This is a genomic window from Olsenella sp. SW781 (assembly GCF_012027725.1).
Taxonomy (GTDB): Bacteria; Actinomycetota; Coriobacteriia; order Coriobacteriales; family Atopobiaceae; genus Thermophilibacter.
Window position 1 is genome coordinate 97589 of sequence record NZ_SJOU01000002.1, and the last position, 14649, is coordinate 112237.

The window sequence follows — 14649 nt, forward strand, 5'->3', positions numbered from 1 at the left end:
GGGCAGGCCGACCCCCGCGAGGTCCTTCTCGCTACTCGAGCTCGAAGGCCCCGGTGTAGAGCTGGTAGTAGGTCCCCTTCTTGGCGATGAGCTCGTCGTGCGTGCCGCGCTCGATGATGCGGCCGTGGTCGAGCACGATGATGACGTCGGAGTTGCGCACGGTGGAGAGCCGGTGCGCGATGACGAACGTCGTGCGCCCGGTCATGAGCGCGTCCATGCCGCGCTGGACGATGGCCTCGGTGCGCGTGTCGATCGAGCTCGTGGCCTCGTCGAGCACCATGACCGGCGGGTCCGCGACCGCGGCGCGCGCGATGGAGAGGAGCTGTCGCTGGCCCTGGGACAGGTTGGTGCCGTTGTCCGTGAGCATGGTCTCGTAGCCGTCCGGCAGGCGCCTTACGAAGTCGTCGGCCCCGGCCAGGCGCGCGGCGGCGATGCACTCCTCGTCGGTGGCGTCGAGCCGGCCGTAGCGGATGTTGTCCATGACGGTGCCCGTGAAGAGGTTCACGTCCTGGAGTACCACGCCGAGCGAGCGCCTGAGGTCCGGCTTCTTGATCTTGTTGATGTTGATCCCGTCGTAGCGGATCTTGCCGTCCTCGATGTCGTAGAAGCGGTTGAGAAGGTTGGTGATCGTGGTCTTTCCCGCGCCCGTGGCGCCGACGAAGGCGACCTTCTGGCCGGGCTTGGCGTAGAGCGAGACGTCGTGCAGGACCGTGTGGCCCGGCTCGTAGGCAAAGTCGACGCCGAAGAGGCGCACGTCGCCCGCGAGCGGGGTGTAGGTGACGGTGCCGTCGGCCTGGTGCGGGTGCTTCCACGCCCACTGGCCGGCCCAGTGCCCGTCGCGGCGCTGGCACTCGCGCACGGTGCCGTCCTGGTCGATCGTGCAGGCCACGAGCTCGACGTAGCCCTCGTCCTGCTCGGGCTCCTCGTCGATGAGCTCGAAGATGCGCTCGGCCCCCGCGAGGCCCATGACCACGGAGTTCACCTGGTTGGATATCTGGCCGATCTGGTTGGCGAACTGCTTGGTCATGTTGAGGAAGGGCACGCCCACGGCGATGGTGAGCGGCAGCCCCGAGATGGCGGGGTTGGGGATGCCGAGCACCAGGAAGACGCCGATGGCCACGGCGACGATCACGTAGAGCAGGTTGCCGGCGTTCATGAGGATGGGCATGAGCGTGTTCGCGTAGGAGTTGGCCGTGCAGGCGGCGTCCTGGTACTCGTCGTTGAGCTCGTCGAACGCGCGCTCGATCTGGCGCTCGTGGGAGAACACCTTGACGACCTTCTCGCCGTTCATGACCTCCTCGACGAGGCCCTCCACGGCCGCCACGGCACGCTGCGTGCGCAGGAAGTTCCTCGCCGAGCGGCTCGCGAGCGTCTTGCCGAGAAGCGCCATGATGACCGCGCCGCCCACCACGACGAGCGTGAGCGGCAGACTGTACCAGAGCATGATGCAGCCGACGGAGCAGAGCATGAGCATCGTGAGGAAGAGCTGGGGGAGCGACTGGGCGATCATCTGGCGCATGGCGTCGATGTCGTTGGTGTAGTAGCTCATGACGTCGCCGTGCTGGTGCGTGTCGAAGTACCTGATAGGCAGGTCCTGCATGTGGTCGAACATGAGGCAGCGGAACTTCTTGAGCGAGCCCTGGGTGATGATGGCCATGCACTGCTGCCACACGGCGTTGCAGATGAGGCTCGCAAAGTAGAGCACGGCGAGGATGGCGGCGTTGGTGAAGATCTGCGGCTGCGCCGTGGCCCAGTCGCCGGACTCCCAGGTCTGCCCCACGACGGTGAGCGCCCGCTCCATGAAGACGTTCGGCATCGCCTGGACGACGCACTGGACGAGGATGCAGCACGCGACGGCCGGCAGCATGACCGGGTAGAAGCCGCGCAGCATCCTGAGGACCCTGAGGGCGGTCCTGCCCATGGACTTGGGGGCCCGCCCGCGGTGCATGTTCCTACTCATCGGCGCTCACCTCCAGCTCGCCGAGCTCGCGCTCGTCGTGGCTCTGCTTGTTCTGGGAGAGGTAGACCTCCCGGTAGATGGCGTTCCGGCGCAGGAGCTCCTCGTGGGTGCCGATGTCGTCGATGGTGCCGGAGTCCATGACCACGATGCGGTCGGCGTCCTCGACGCTCGAGGTGCGCTGGGCGATGATGATCTTGGTGGTCTCGGGCAGGTAGTTGCGGAACCCCTCGCGGATGAGCCGGTCGGTCTTGGTGTCGACGGCCGAGGTGGAGTCGTCGAGGATGAGGATCTTGGGGCGCTTGAGGAGTGCGCGCGCGATGCACAGGCGCTGCTTCTGGCCGCCCGAGACGTTGGTGCCGCCCTGCTCGATGTAGGTGTCGTACTTGTTGGGGAAGGTCTGGACGAACTCGTCCGCCTGGGCGAGGCGCGCCGCCTCGAGGACCTCCTCGTCGGTGGCGTGCTCGTTGCCCCAGCGCAGGTTCTCGGCGATGGTGCCCGAGAAGAGCACGTTCTTCTGGAGCACCATGGCGACGGCGTCGCGCAGCGTTTCGAGGTCGTAGTCGCGCACGTCGCGCCCGCCCACGCGGACGGACCCCTCCGTGACGTCATAGAGGCGCGGGATGAGCTGGACGAGGGTCGACTTGGCGGAGCCCGTCGACCCGATGACGCCGACGACCTCGCCGCTCCTGATGTGGAGGTCGATGTTGCGAAGGGCCTCGTGGTCCTTGTCGCCGCGATAGGAGAACCCGACGCCGTCGAAGTCGATCGATCCGTCGGCGACCTCGGTCACGGGGTCGGCGGGCTGGTCGATGGTGGTCTTGGCGTCGAGGACCTCGTAGATGCGGCGCGCGTTCTCCTCGCTCATGACGACCTGGGCGAAAATCATCGACAGCATCATGAGCTGCATGAGCATCATGAAGCCGTAGGTGATGAGCGATGAGAACTGTCCAACGTCGAGCAGCTCGCCGCGCGTGGAGACGATGGCGAAGGAGCCGGCGTAGATCACGAAGACCATGACCGTGTAGATGCAGAAGTTCATGATCGGCGCGTTGAGGGCGAGGATGCGCTCCGCGTAGGTGAAGTCGTTCTGGACCTCGGTCGCGGCGCGGTCGTACTTCTCCTTCTCGTAGTCCTCGCGGACGTAGGACTTGACCACGCGGATGCCGGCGAGGTTCTCCTCGGCGCGCTCGTTCAGGGCGTCGTACTTGCGGAAGATGCGCCGGAACACGGGCACGACCTTGCGGATCACGGTGAGCAGGGCGACCGCCAGCACCGGGATGATGACCACGAAGACGAGGGCGAGCCACCCGGCCATGCTGTAGGCCGCGATGAACGCGAGCACGAGCATGAACGGCGAGCGGATGGCGGTGCGGATGAGCATCATGTAGGCCATCTGGACGTTCATGACGTCGGTGGTGATGCGCGTCACGAGCGACGAGCTCGAGAAGCGGTCGATCACGGCGAACGAGAAGGTCTGGATGTTGTAGAACATGTCCTTGCGGAGGTTCTTCGCAAAGCCGGTCGAGGCCTTCGCGCACGTGAGGCCGGCCGCGGCGCCGAAGGCGAGCGAGACGAGCGCCATGAGCGCGAGCACGCCTCCCGTGGAGAGGATCTGGCTCAGGTCGGCGCCGGACTTGATGGCGTCGATGAGGTCGGCCGTGTAGAGCGGGATCATGACCTCGAAGACGACCTCCCCGAGGACGAGCAGCGGCGTGACGACGGCCGCGGTCTTGTACTCGCGCACGCTCTCGGTGAGCTTGCGGCCCACCGTCGCGTAGTTCACGTGCGCGGCGGTCTTGACGAACTCCTGGTCCATGACGGGCTTCTTCGGCAGCAGGCTCATCGGTCGTCACCCCTCTTCTCGGCCTCGATCTCCATCCAGCGGGCGGCCACGCGGTCGAGCGTGCTGGCGAGCTGCGCGGTCTCCTCGGGGGAGAGGCAGTCGAAGGCGAGCCTCTCGAACTCCTCGCGCGTGCGCAGCACCTCGCGCGCCCGCTCCGTCCCCGGCCCGGTGAGCGTCACCGTGAGCTGGCGGCGGTCGGTCTCCGAGCGCTCTCGCTCGACGAGGCCCTCGGCCTCGAGCTTGGCGATGACCTCGGAGAGCGAGGCGGACGTGATGCACGACGCCTCCTGGAGGTCGCGCTGCGTCATCCTCCCCTCGTGGGCGAGAAGCTCCACGAGGATGTGCTGCTTCCCGTTCCTGCCGCCCCAGTGCACGTGGAGGTAGTAGCCAAAGTACCCGAGGTTGCGCATGATGTGCAGCGCCTCGCTCTCCGGCCGCTCGTCGTCCCCCTTCTCACACACGGCAGCCTCCTTCCTTCCCGAATCTGAAAACGTTCCAGACCACACTCTGAGACCCTCGCGCGGGGAAGTCAAGGTACCATGCGAAAAATCTCACGGTACCGAGCGATGCGACCCAACGTCGCATCAGATATCAGGACGGTCGCAGCGAGAACCGAAGACGGCCGGCCCCGGCATCCCGAGGAGAAGCTCCGCGCAGCGCGCTTCTCGAGGGATGCCGGGGCCGGCCGACCCGTGCGAGGTCCTTCTCGCTACTCGAGCTCGAAGGCTCCGGTGTAGAGCTGGTAGTACGTGCCCCTCTTGGCGATGAGCTCGTCGTGGCTGCCGCGCTCGATGATGCGGCCGTGGTCCAGGACGATGATCGCGTCGGAGTTCTGCACCGTCGAGAGGCGGTGCGCGATGACGAACGTCGTGCGCCCGGTCATGAGCGCGTCCATGCCGCGCTGGACGATGGCCTCGGTGTGCGTGTCGATGGAGGACGTGGCCTCGTCGAGGATCATGACGGGCGGGTCCGCCACGGCGCAGCGGGCGATGGAGAGGAGCTGCCGCTGGCCCTGGGACAGGTTGGAGCCGTTGTCCGTGAGCATCGTGTTGTAGCCGTCCGGAAGGCGCTTGATGAAGCCGTCGGCGCCCACGAGGCGCGCCGCGGCCATGCACTCCTCGTCGGTGGCGTCGAGCCGTCCGAAGCGGATGTTGTCCATGACGGTGCCCGTGAAGAGGTTCACGTCCTGGAGCACCACGCCCAGGGAACGGCGCAGGTCGCTCTTCTTGATCTTGTTGATGTTGATCCCGTCGTAGCGGATCTTGCCGTCCTCGATGTCGTAGAAGCGGTTGATGAGGTTCGTGATCGTGGTCTTGCCCGCTCCGGTGGCGCCGACGAAGGCGACCTTCTGGCCGGGCTTCGCCCACACGCTCACGTCGTGCAGGACGGTGTGGCCCTTGCGGTAGGCGAAGTCGACGTCGAAGAGGCGCACGTCGCCCGCGAGCGGGGTGTAGGTGAGCGACCCGTCGCCGTGCGGGTGGCGCCACGCCCACTGGCCGGCCCAGTTCTCGGAGCGGCGGTCGCACTCGGTGACGTTGCCCTCGCGGTCGATGGTGCAGGCCACGAGCTCCACGTAGCCCTCGTCCTGCTCCACGGGCTCGTCCATGAGCTCGAAGATGCGCTCGGCGCCCGCGAGGCCCATGACCACGGAGTTGATCTGCTGGGAGATCTGGCCGATCTGGCCGGCGAACTGCTTGGTCATGTTGAGGAACGGCGCCGTGACGGCAATCGAGAAGGGCAGGCCCGAGATGGAGAGGTTGGGCACGCCGGTCTCGATGAACACGCCGCCCACGAGCGCCACGATGACGTAGATCAGGTTGCCGAGGTTCATGAGGATGGGGCCGAGCGTGTTGGTGTACATGTTGGCGGCGCGGCTCGCCTCGAAGAGCCTGCGGTTGAGCACGTCGAAGTCGTCCTGGGCGGCGTCCTCGTGGCAGAAGACCTTGACCACGCGCTGGCCGTTCATGACCTCCTCGACGTGGCCCTCCACGACGCCGATCTCCTTCTGCTGCGCCACGAAGTTGCGCGCGGAGCGAGAGCCCAGCACCTTGGTCATGTACGACATGAACAGGACGCCCGCCACGATGACCGCGGCCATCCACGCGCTGTAGTAGATCATCACCGAGAAGACCGAGATGAGGGTGACGAAGGTGAGCGTGATGTTGGGCAGCGACTGGCCGATCATCTGGCGCAGGGCGTCGATGTCGTTGGTGTAGTGGCTCATGATGTCGCCGCGCTGGTGCTGGTCGAAGTAGCTGATCGGCAGGTCCTGCATGTGGCCGAAGAGCCGCTCGCGGAACTTCTCGAGCGAGCCCTGCGTGATGATGGCCATCGCGCGGGTCCAGGTGAAGCTGAGCACGAGCGACACCACGTAGATGCCCACGAGCGTGAGCACGAGCGAGCCGATCTGGCCGGCGACGGCCTCCCAGTCGCCGCCCTCCCAGTGGGCGGTCACGATCTCGAGCGTGCGCTGCATGAACGTGGCGGGCAGGGCCGAGAGCACGGCCGAAACCACGATGCACAGGATCACGAGCGGGAGCATCCTGGGATAGAACGAGAAGAGCATCTTGATGAGGCGGCCGAGCGTCCTGCCGCGGCCCCCGCGCCTCTGCGGTCGGGCGACCTGGCGGCCGGCGACGTTCTGGCGCTCCGGCTCGCGCTCGGGCTCGGTGGGCTGGTTGGAGCCGGTCACGTTCTTGAGGATGTTCTCGGCGGAGTTGTTGTTAGCGGCCATCCGCCTCACCTCCCTTCGTGGGCGTGGCGGGCACGGCGGGCGCCCCGTCCTTCTCGCCAGCGCCCTCCTGGCTCGTGCGGTTCTGCGCGAGGTAGGTGTCGCGGTAGAACGGGCAGCTCTCGAGCAGCTCCTCGTGCGTGCCGAGGCCGGCAACGTGGCCGTTGTCGAGCACGAGGATGCGGTCGGCGTCCTGCACCGAGCTCACGCGCTGGGCGATGATGATCTTGGTGGCCTCGGGCAGGTAGGACTTGAGGCCCTCGCGGATGAGCGCGTCGGTCTTGGTGTCCACGGCGGAGGTGGAGTCATCGAGGATCAGCACCTTGGGGTGCTTCAGCAGGGCGCGCGCGATGCACAGGCGCTGCTTCTGGCCGCCGGAGACGTTGGTGCCGCCCTGCTCGATGTAGTAGTCGTACTTCTTGGGCAGCTGCTGGATGAACTCGTCGGCCTGGGCGAGCTTGCAGACCTCGACGAGCTCGTCGTAGGTGGCGTCCGGGTTGCCCCAGCGCAGGTTCTCCTTGATGGTGCCCGAGAAGAGCACGTTCTTCTGCAGGACCACGGCCACGTTGTTGCGCAGGAACTCGAGGTCGTAGTCGCGCACGTCCACGCCGCCCACCTTGACGGAGCCCTCGGTGACGTCGTAGAGGCGGCTGATGAGGTTCACGAGCGACGTCTTTGCGGAGCCCGTGCCGCCCATGACGCCGATGGTCTCGCCGCTCTTGATGTGCAGGTCGATCTCCGCGAGGGCGCGGTGCTCGGCCTTCTCGGAGTACTTGAAGGTCACGTTGTCGAAGTCGATCGAGCCGTCGCGCATCTCGGTCTCGGGGTGGGCGGGGTTCTTGATCGTGGGCTCGGTGCGCAGCACCTCGCAGATGCGCTCGGCGCTCTCCTGGGCCATCGTGATCATGGCGAAGACCATCGAGACCATCATGAGGGCCATGAGGATCATGAAGCCGTAGGTGGTGAGCGCCGAGAGCTGGCCGACGTTCAGCAGGCTGCCCTGGCTCGAGATGATGAGGTAGCTGCCGAACTGCAGGGTCACGGCGAAGACGGTGTACACGGCGAAGTTCATCATCGGCGTGTTGAGCGCGAGGATCTTCTCGGCGCGGGTGAAGTCCGCGCAGACGTCCTGGGCGGCGCGGCCGAACTTCTCCTTCTCATAGTCCTGGCGAACGTAGCTCTTGACGTCGCGCATGCCGGTGACGTTCTCCTCGATGGACTCGTTGAGGGCGTCGTACTTGTGGAAGACCGAGCGGAAGATCGGGTGCACGGTGCGCACGACCTTGTAGAGGCCGAAGCCCAGGATCGGCACGATGATCACGAAGACGAGCGCCAGGGGTCCCGCCATGATGAACGCCATGACGATGCCCGCCAGAAGCAGGAACGGGCAGCGGATGGCGGTGCGGATGACCATCATGTAGGCGAGCTGCACGTTGGTGATGTCCGTGGTGAGGCGCGTCACGAGCGAGCTCGACGAGAACTGGTCGATGTTGGCGAAGCTGAAGCGCTGCACCGCGGCAAAGACGTCGTGGCGCAGGTTCATGGCCAGGCCGCAGCTCGCCTGGCTGCAGGTGACGCCGGCGCCGATGCCAAAGCAGAGGGACGCGAGCGCCATCGCCACGAGGACGCCCGCGTAGGGGAGCATCTCCCCCAGGGTGGCCCCCGCCTGGATTGAGTTGATGAGCTGGGCGGTCACGAAGGGGATGGCGACCTCCATCACGACCTCGCCGGAGACGATGATCGGCGTGGCGATCGAGGCCCCCTTGAACTCGCGGATGCTCCCCTTGAGGGTGCCTATGACCTCGCGGCCGGTGAGCCCCTGCCCTTCCTTCTTTTTCTTCATATGACTCCTTTCGACACAGAGAGCAATTGTGCGACGCGCCACAGAACATTTCAAGGTACCGTGAGAATATTCGCACGGTACCTTCAAACCGTGCAAAAGTGCCTGTCCCCTTTACACTCGGCGTGCAAAGGGGACAGGCACTTTTGCACGGTCGGCGCCGTTTGTAAGGCGCGCCAACGGGAAAACCCAAGCTTGGGGCCATTTGTAAGCTCGTCTTGGCGCGAGCTTACAAACGCTCCAACGTTTGTAAGTCAAATGTAAGCCGCCGTCAGCCCCCCGTAAGAGATGGCCGATCAGGGCGGGGAGAAAAGCGCGCCGCCCTAGGATGCACTTGACACGGCCGGGGGTCGGGGACCCCGGGCCCACATCCTTGGGAAGGAGAACCATGTCTGATATCTCTCGTCGTCAGTTCCTCGGCCTCTCCGGCGCCGTCGCCGCCGTGGCCGGCCTCGGCCTCGTCGGCTGCGGTGGGTCCGGTGACGCCGCCCCCGAGGGCGACGCCTCCGGCGAGGCCGCGCTCGTCGGCTCCATCTCCTGCTCCGGCGCGACCTCGTTCCAGCCGCTCGTGGAGAAGGCCTCCGACGCCTTCTGCGAGGCCAACCCCGACGTCTCCATCGCCATCTCCGCCGGCGGCTCCGGCCAGGGACTCTCCCAGATCGCCGAGGGCTCGGTCCAGATCGGCCGCTCCGACGTCTACGCCGAGGAGAAGCTCGAGCCCGAGCAGTGCGAGGGCCTCGTCGACAACCAGGTCTGCATCGTGGGCATGGGCCCGATCGTGAACGCCGAGGTCGACGTCGACGACCTCACGCTCGACCAGCTCAAGGGCATCTTCCTCGGCCAGATCACCGACTGGTCCGAGGTGGGCGGCACCGCCGGCACCATCCAGGTCATCCAGCGCGAGGCCGGCTCCGGCACCCGCGCCACCTTCGAGGCCGCCGTCCTCGGCGGCGAGGTCGCCCCGGACAGCTTCCGTCCGGTCGCCGAGGTAGACTCCTCGGGCACCGTCGTGGAGCAGGTTGCCGCCACCGCCGGCTCCATCTCCTACGTGGCCTTCAACTACATGGAGAACGACGGCGTCAAGGCCCTCACCGTCGACGGCGTCGAGCCCACGCAGGCCAACGTCGAGTCCGGCGACTTCACCATCTGGGCGTACGAGCACATGTACACCCGCGAGGACGAGGACGAGTCCACGGCTGCCGTGACCAAGGCCTTCATCGAGTTCATGATGTCCGAGGACTTCGCGGCCACGGTCGTGGAGGAGGGCTTCATCCCCATGACCGACATGCAGGTCAAGAAGGACGCCGACGGCAACATCACCGCCGCTTAGCACGGATTCTCCCTCCCTTCGGCGGCATCCCCCTGTGGGATGCCGCCGCGCTATGAGAAAGGCTCCTCCATATGGCAAACCTCATGCCCAAGCGGAGGCTCGAGAACATCGGACTGGGGATCACGGGCTTCTGCGTCGCGCTCGTGGCCCTCGTCGTCGTCACGCTGATCTTCATGGTCGCCCAGCAGGGTCTCACCACGTTCTTCGTCGACGGCATCAACCCGATTGACTTCTTCTTCGGCCAGAACTGGATCCCCGAGCAGGAGCGCTACGGCGCCCTCCCGATGATCGTGGGCTCCTTCGCCGTCACGCTGCTCTCGACCGTCTTCGCCCTGCCCATCGCCATCGGCTCCGCGATCTTCGTCGTCGAGGTGGCCCCCGGCTTCGGCCGCCGCGTCTTCCAGCCGTTCATCGAGCTTCTCGTGGGCATCCCGTCGGTCGTCTACGGTGTGCTCGGCCTCTACGTGATCAACTCGCTCATCAAGGCCGTCTTCGGCGAGGCGGCGCCCACCGGTGCGGGCATCCTCTCCGGCTCGCTCGTGCTCGCCATCATGATCCTGCCGACGATCACCACGCTCTCCATGGACGCGCTGCGCGCCGTGCCCAACCAGTACCGCGAGGGCTCCTACGCCCTCGGCTGCACCCGCTGGCAGACGGTCTGGCACGTGGTCCTCAAGAGCGCCACGCCCTCGCTCATGACGGCCGTCATCCTGGGCATGACCCGCGCCTTCGGCGAGACCCTCGCCGTCCAGATGGTCATCGGCGGCGTGGAGCGCTCCATGCCCACCGGCCTTCTCGACCCGGCCTCCACGCTCACGGCAGCGCTCACCGCCGGCCTCTCCAACGCGACCTCCGGCTCGGTCTACTACCACGCGCTGTGGTCGCTCGGCCTGATCCTTCTGGCCATGTCGCTCGTCTTCATCCTGATCATCCACCTCATCGGCCGGAAGGGGGCGAAGGCCAATGGCTAGCGAGAACAGCCGCGCGCTCTCCCTGGACGCCCACGTCAAGCGCATCAACTCCCAGGACAAGGTCGCGACCGGCGTCCTCACCGTCATCGTGGGCCTGGTCATGCTGCTCGTCGTGGCGATCATCGCCTACATCCTCGTCCGCGGCGCCGGGCGCGCGCTCACGCCGGGGTTCCTCACCAACCCCTACAACGACGACGTGCTCCCCGGCATCGTCTACCAGCTGTGGGACTCGTTCTACCTGCTGCTCGTCACGCTCGTGATCTCGGTCCCCATCTCGCTCGGCGCGGCCATCTTCCTCGTCGAGTACGCGCCGGACAACTGGGTCACCTCGGCGGCCAAGACGGCCATCGAGACGCTCTCCTCGCTTCCCTCGATCGTGGTGGGCATGTTCGGCTCCCTCTTCTTCGTGGTGACGCTCGGCTGGAAGATCTCCATCCTCGCCGGCGCGTGCGCGCTCACGATGTTCAACATCCCCATCCTGGTGCGCACCATCCAGCAGGCGCTCGAGGACGTTCCGCGCAGCCAGCGTGACGCCGCGCTCGCCATGGGGCTCACGCGCTGGGAGACCACGATCAACGTCCTTCTCCCCGCCGCCATGCCCGCCATCGTGACCGGCATCGTGCTCTCCGCCGGCCGCGTGTTCGGCGAGGCCGCCGCGCTCATCTTCACCGCGGGCTCCGCCCCGGCGCGCCTGAACTTCGCGAACCCGTTCAACTTCGTGAGCCCCACCTGCCCGTTCAACATCTTCCGCCCGGCCTGCTCGCTCGCCGTCTACATCTGGCGACTCACCTCCGAGCCCACGGCCGGCTCCACGGAGATCGTCTGGGGCACCGCGACGGTCCTTCTCGCCTGCGTGCTCCTGTTCAACCTGCTTGCCCGCCTGCTCGGCAAGCTCCTCTCGAGGAGGCTGACCGCAGAATGACCGACACCATCACCCCGGCAGCCCCGACAGGCGAGAAGAACGTGCCGCTGCTGCGCACCAAGGACGTGACCGTCACCTACGACCTCACGCACGAGGCGCTCCACAAGACCTCGCTCACCTTTGAGTCCGGCCAGGTCACCGCCCTCATCGGCCCCTCAGGCTGCGGCAAGTCCACGTTCCTGCGCTGCCTCAACCTCATGAACCGAGAGATCCCCAAGTGCTCGATCGGCGGCGAGATCCTCTATCACGGGCATGACATCAACACGCCCAAGGAGAACCTTTTCGAGCTGCGCAAGTCCATCGGCATGGTCTTCCAGCAGCCCACGCCCTTCCGCAAGTCCATCCGCGAGAACATCCTCTTCGCGCCCAAGAAGCACGGCCGCGTGAGGACCAAGGCCGAGGAGGACGAGCTCGTGGAGACGTCGCTTCGGCAGGCGGCGCTCTGGGACGAGGTCAAGGACAAGCTGCGCCAGTCCGCCCACGCCCTCTCCGGCGGCCAGCAGCAGCGCCTCTGCATCGCGCGCACGCTCGCGATGAAGCCCGACGTGGTCCTCTTCGACGAGCCCTGCTCGGCGCTCGACCCCATCTCCACCTTCGCCATCGAGGAGACCATCCGCGACATCGCCTCGAGCGGCATCTGCGAGATCATCGTCACGCACAACATGGAGCAGGCCACGCGCGTCTCCGACCGCACCGCCTTCTTCTACGTGGGCGACATGGTGGAGACGGGCACCACGCAGCAGATCTTCTCCGATCCGCACGACCAGCGCCTGGTCGACTACCTTACGGGCCGCTTCGGCTGATGGGAGGCATCATGGACACGGATAACACCCAGAACGCCCAGCGCGGCATCGAGGGCGCGGAGACGGCCATCAGCGTCCGCGACTTCAACCTCTGGTACGGCGACTTCCAGGCGCTCAAGGGCGTCAACCTCGAGATTCCCAAGAACCGCGCCACGGCCTTCATCGGCCCCTCCGGCTGCGGCAAGTCCACGCTGCTGCGCACCTTCAACCGCATGTGCGACTTCGTCGAGTCCGTGCGCACCGAGGGCACGATCGAGTTCGGCGGCCAGGACATCTTCCAGATGGACTCCAACGCCCTGCGCGTCTACGTGGGCATGGTTTTCCAGCACCCCAACCCGTTCCCCATGAGCATCCGCGAGAACATCCTCTACGGCCCCAGGCGCCAGCGCCGCATCTCCAAGTCCGAGGGCGACGAGATCTGCGAGCGCTGCCTCACGCGCGCCGCCCTCTGGGACGAGGTCAAGGACGACCTCAACAAGAGCGGCCTGGGCCTATCCGGCGGCCAGCAGCAGCGCCTCTGCATCGCCCGCGCCCTCGCCACCGACCCGGACATCCTGCTCATGGACGAGCCCACCTCCGCCCTCGACCCCATCTCCACGAGCATGGTCGAGCAGCTCATGAGCGAGCTCGCCACCGACCACACCGTGGTCGTCGTCACCCACAACATGCAGCAGGCCGCCCGCGTGGCCGACAAGACCGCCTTCTTCTATCTGGGCGAGCTCATCGAGGAGGGCCCCACGCGCGAGCTCTTCGGCAACCCCAGGGAGCAGCGCACGCAAGAGTATCTCTCAGGGAGGTTCAGCTAATGGTCATCAGCACCCGCACCAAGTTCACCGACCAGCTCAACGAGGTCGAGGTCCTCATCCGCCGCTTCAGCGAGAAGACCGTGGCGGACGTCCGCGCCGCCGGTCTCGCCGTGACGGGGGACAGGGGCGCCGCGGAGGGCGTCATGGAGGGCCGCAAGGCGGAGGACCGCCTGCGCTCCGCGATCGAGAACACCTGCCTCGACATCATGCTGCTCCAGCAGCCGCTCATCGGCGTCGACCTGCGCTTCGTCTCGGGATCCTTCCGCATGGTGAGCGACCTCTCGCACATCGACTCCATGACGCGCGACGCGGTCTTCCTGGCCGAGGACATCCCCGCCAAGGCCGCGAAGAAGCTCGAGAAGGAGTTCACGACGCTCTCCGCCTACGCCGCCAACATGGTGGACAAGGCCGTCGACGCCTTCTGCACCTCCGACGTGGAGAAGGCCCAGCAGGTCATGGAGGCCGACACGGCCGTGAACGACCTCTACGCCGAGGCGGAGGAGAAGCTCGTGGGCCTCATCCGCGACGGCAAGTCCTCCGCCCAGTACCTGCCCGAGCTGCTCATGGTGGCCAAGTACTTCGAGCGCATGGGAGACCTCGCCAAGCGCATCGCCGCCTGGGCCGTCTTCCGCGTGACGGGGGAGCACACCGTCGCCGAGAAGGCGAGCCAGCAGCAGGCTCCCGCGGAGCAGTAGAATCGAGAGTCGAGGACGCGATGGGGAAGGCGGGCAGCGTGGTCTACTACGTCGAGGACGACAAGAACATCCGTGAGCTCACGGTCTATGCGCTGGGCCAGGGCGGCATCGAGGCGCGCGGCTGCGCCGACGACGCCGAGTTCCGCCGCGCCTGCGCCGAGCGCACGCCCGACGCCGTCCTTCTCGACATCATGCTGCCCGACACCGACGGCCTCCAGATCCTGGCGCGCCTGCGCCGGACCCCGGGCCTCTCCCACGTGCCCGTCATGATGCTCACCGCCAAGGACACCGAGCTCGATACCGTGAAGGCGCTCGACTCCGGTGCCGACGACTACCTCTCCAAGCCCTTCGGCATGATGGAGATGGTGAGCCGCACGCGCGCCCTCCTGAGACGCGCCGCCCGCGAGCAGGCGGTGCGGGAGGAGCCCGCCGCGCTCTCGATCGGCGGCGTCACCCTCTGGCCCGACCGCCGCGAGGTGACGGTCGACGGCCAGGAGGTGCAGCTCACCATGCGCGAGTTCGACCTGCTGGAGTTCCTCATGCGCTCGCCCGGCGTGGTGTTCTCCCGCGAGACGCTCCTCCAGCGCGTCTGGGGCTGGGACTTCGACGGCGGCTCCCGCACCGTGGACGTCCACGTGCAGCAGATCCGCGCCAAGCTCGGCGACGCCTCGGATCTCATCGAGACCGTCCGCGGCGTGGGCTACCGCGCCCGCGGGTGATAACCTGACAGAGGTGTCCGGGTCGTTCG

The 14649-nt window shown here is 66.6% G+C and carries 12 protein-coding genes; 7 read left to right on the forward strand and 5 right to left on the reverse strand.

What is annotated here, in order from left to right; genetic code table 11:
• Positions 1-31: 31 nt before the first annotated feature.
• The 5 genes from E0L17_RS01615 to E0L17_RS01635 all read right to left on the reverse strand — a co-directional run bounded on the left by E0L17_RS01615 (position 32) and on the right by E0L17_RS01635 (position 8377).
• A complete protein-coding gene (locus E0L17_RS01615) occupies positions 32-1960 on the reverse strand; it encodes an ABC transporter ATP-binding protein (RefSeq protein WP_167929548.1) in 1929 nt (642 codons plus the stop codon).
• Entirely contained in the window at positions 1953-3776 is a 1824-nt protein-coding gene (locus tag E0L17_RS01620) for an ABC transporter ATP-binding protein (RefSeq protein ID WP_502706245.1), read from the reverse strand. The genes E0L17_RS01615 and E0L17_RS01620 overlap by 8 nt, the downstream gene beginning before the upstream one ends.
• A 23-nt stretch (positions 3777-3799) precedes the next feature.
• Entirely contained in the window at positions 3800-4264 is a 465-nt protein-coding gene (locus E0L17_RS01625; protein WP_353652926.1) for a MarR family winged helix-turn-helix transcriptional regulator, read from the reverse strand.
• Positions 4265-4512: 248 nt separating this feature from the next.
• Complete coding sequence (locus E0L17_RS01630; RefSeq protein ID WP_167929550.1) at positions 4513-6537, reverse strand: ABC transporter ATP-binding protein; 2025 nt, start codon at positions 6535-6537, stop codon at positions 4513-4515.
• Positions 6527-8377 (reverse strand): ABC transporter ATP-binding protein, encoded by a 1851-nt coding sequence (locus E0L17_RS01635; RefSeq protein WP_167929551.1) that lies wholly within the window; start codon positions 8375-8377, stop codon positions 6527-6529. The genes E0L17_RS01630 and E0L17_RS01635 overlap by 11 nt, the downstream gene beginning before the upstream one ends.
• Before the next feature lie 385 nt (positions 8378-8762).
• On the opposite strand from E0L17_RS01635, the gene E0L17_RS01640 reads away from it, so the two are divergent.
• The 7 genes from E0L17_RS01640 (at position 8763) to E0L17_RS01670 (ending at position 14620) form a co-directional block, all read left to right on the forward strand.
• On the forward strand, positions 8763-9704 hold the full coding sequence (locus E0L17_RS01640) for a phosphate ABC transporter substrate-binding protein PstS family protein (protein ID WP_167929552.1): 942 nt from the start codon (positions 8763-8765) through the stop codon (positions 9702-9704).
• A gap of 71 nt (positions 9705-9775) precedes the next feature.
• Positions 9776-10675, forward strand: a complete 900-nt coding sequence (pstC, locus tag E0L17_RS01645; protein ID WP_167929553.1) for a phosphate ABC transporter permease subunit PstC — start codon at positions 9776-9778, stop codon at positions 10673-10675.
• Positions 10668-11597 (forward strand): phosphate ABC transporter permease PstA, encoded by a 930-nt coding sequence (pstA, locus tag E0L17_RS01650; RefSeq protein WP_167929554.1) that lies wholly within the window; start codon positions 10668-10670, stop codon positions 11595-11597. The genes pstC and pstA overlap by 8 nt, the downstream gene beginning before the upstream one ends.
• A complete protein-coding gene (locus E0L17_RS01655; RefSeq protein ID WP_167929555.1) occupies positions 11594-12400 on the forward strand; it encodes a phosphate ABC transporter ATP-binding protein in 807 nt (268 codons plus the stop codon). The genes pstA and E0L17_RS01655 overlap by 4 nt, the downstream gene beginning before the upstream one ends.
• A gap of 11 nt (positions 12401-12411) precedes the next feature.
• On the forward strand, positions 12412-13206 hold the full coding sequence (gene pstB / locus E0L17_RS01660) for a phosphate ABC transporter ATP-binding protein PstB (RefSeq protein ID WP_167929556.1): 795 nt from the start codon (positions 12412-12414) through the stop codon (positions 13204-13206).
• A complete protein-coding gene (locus tag E0L17_RS01665; protein WP_167929557.1) occupies positions 13206-13901 on the forward strand; it encodes a phosphate signaling complex PhoU family protein in 696 nt (231 codons plus the stop codon). The genes pstB and E0L17_RS01665 overlap by 1 nt, the downstream gene beginning before the upstream one ends.
• A gap of 20 nt (positions 13902-13921) precedes the next feature.
• On the forward strand, positions 13922-14620 hold the full coding sequence (locus E0L17_RS01670; RefSeq protein ID WP_206108951.1) for a response regulator transcription factor: 699 nt from the start codon (positions 13922-13924) through the stop codon (positions 14618-14620).
• Positions 14621-14649: the final 29 nt, after the last annotated feature.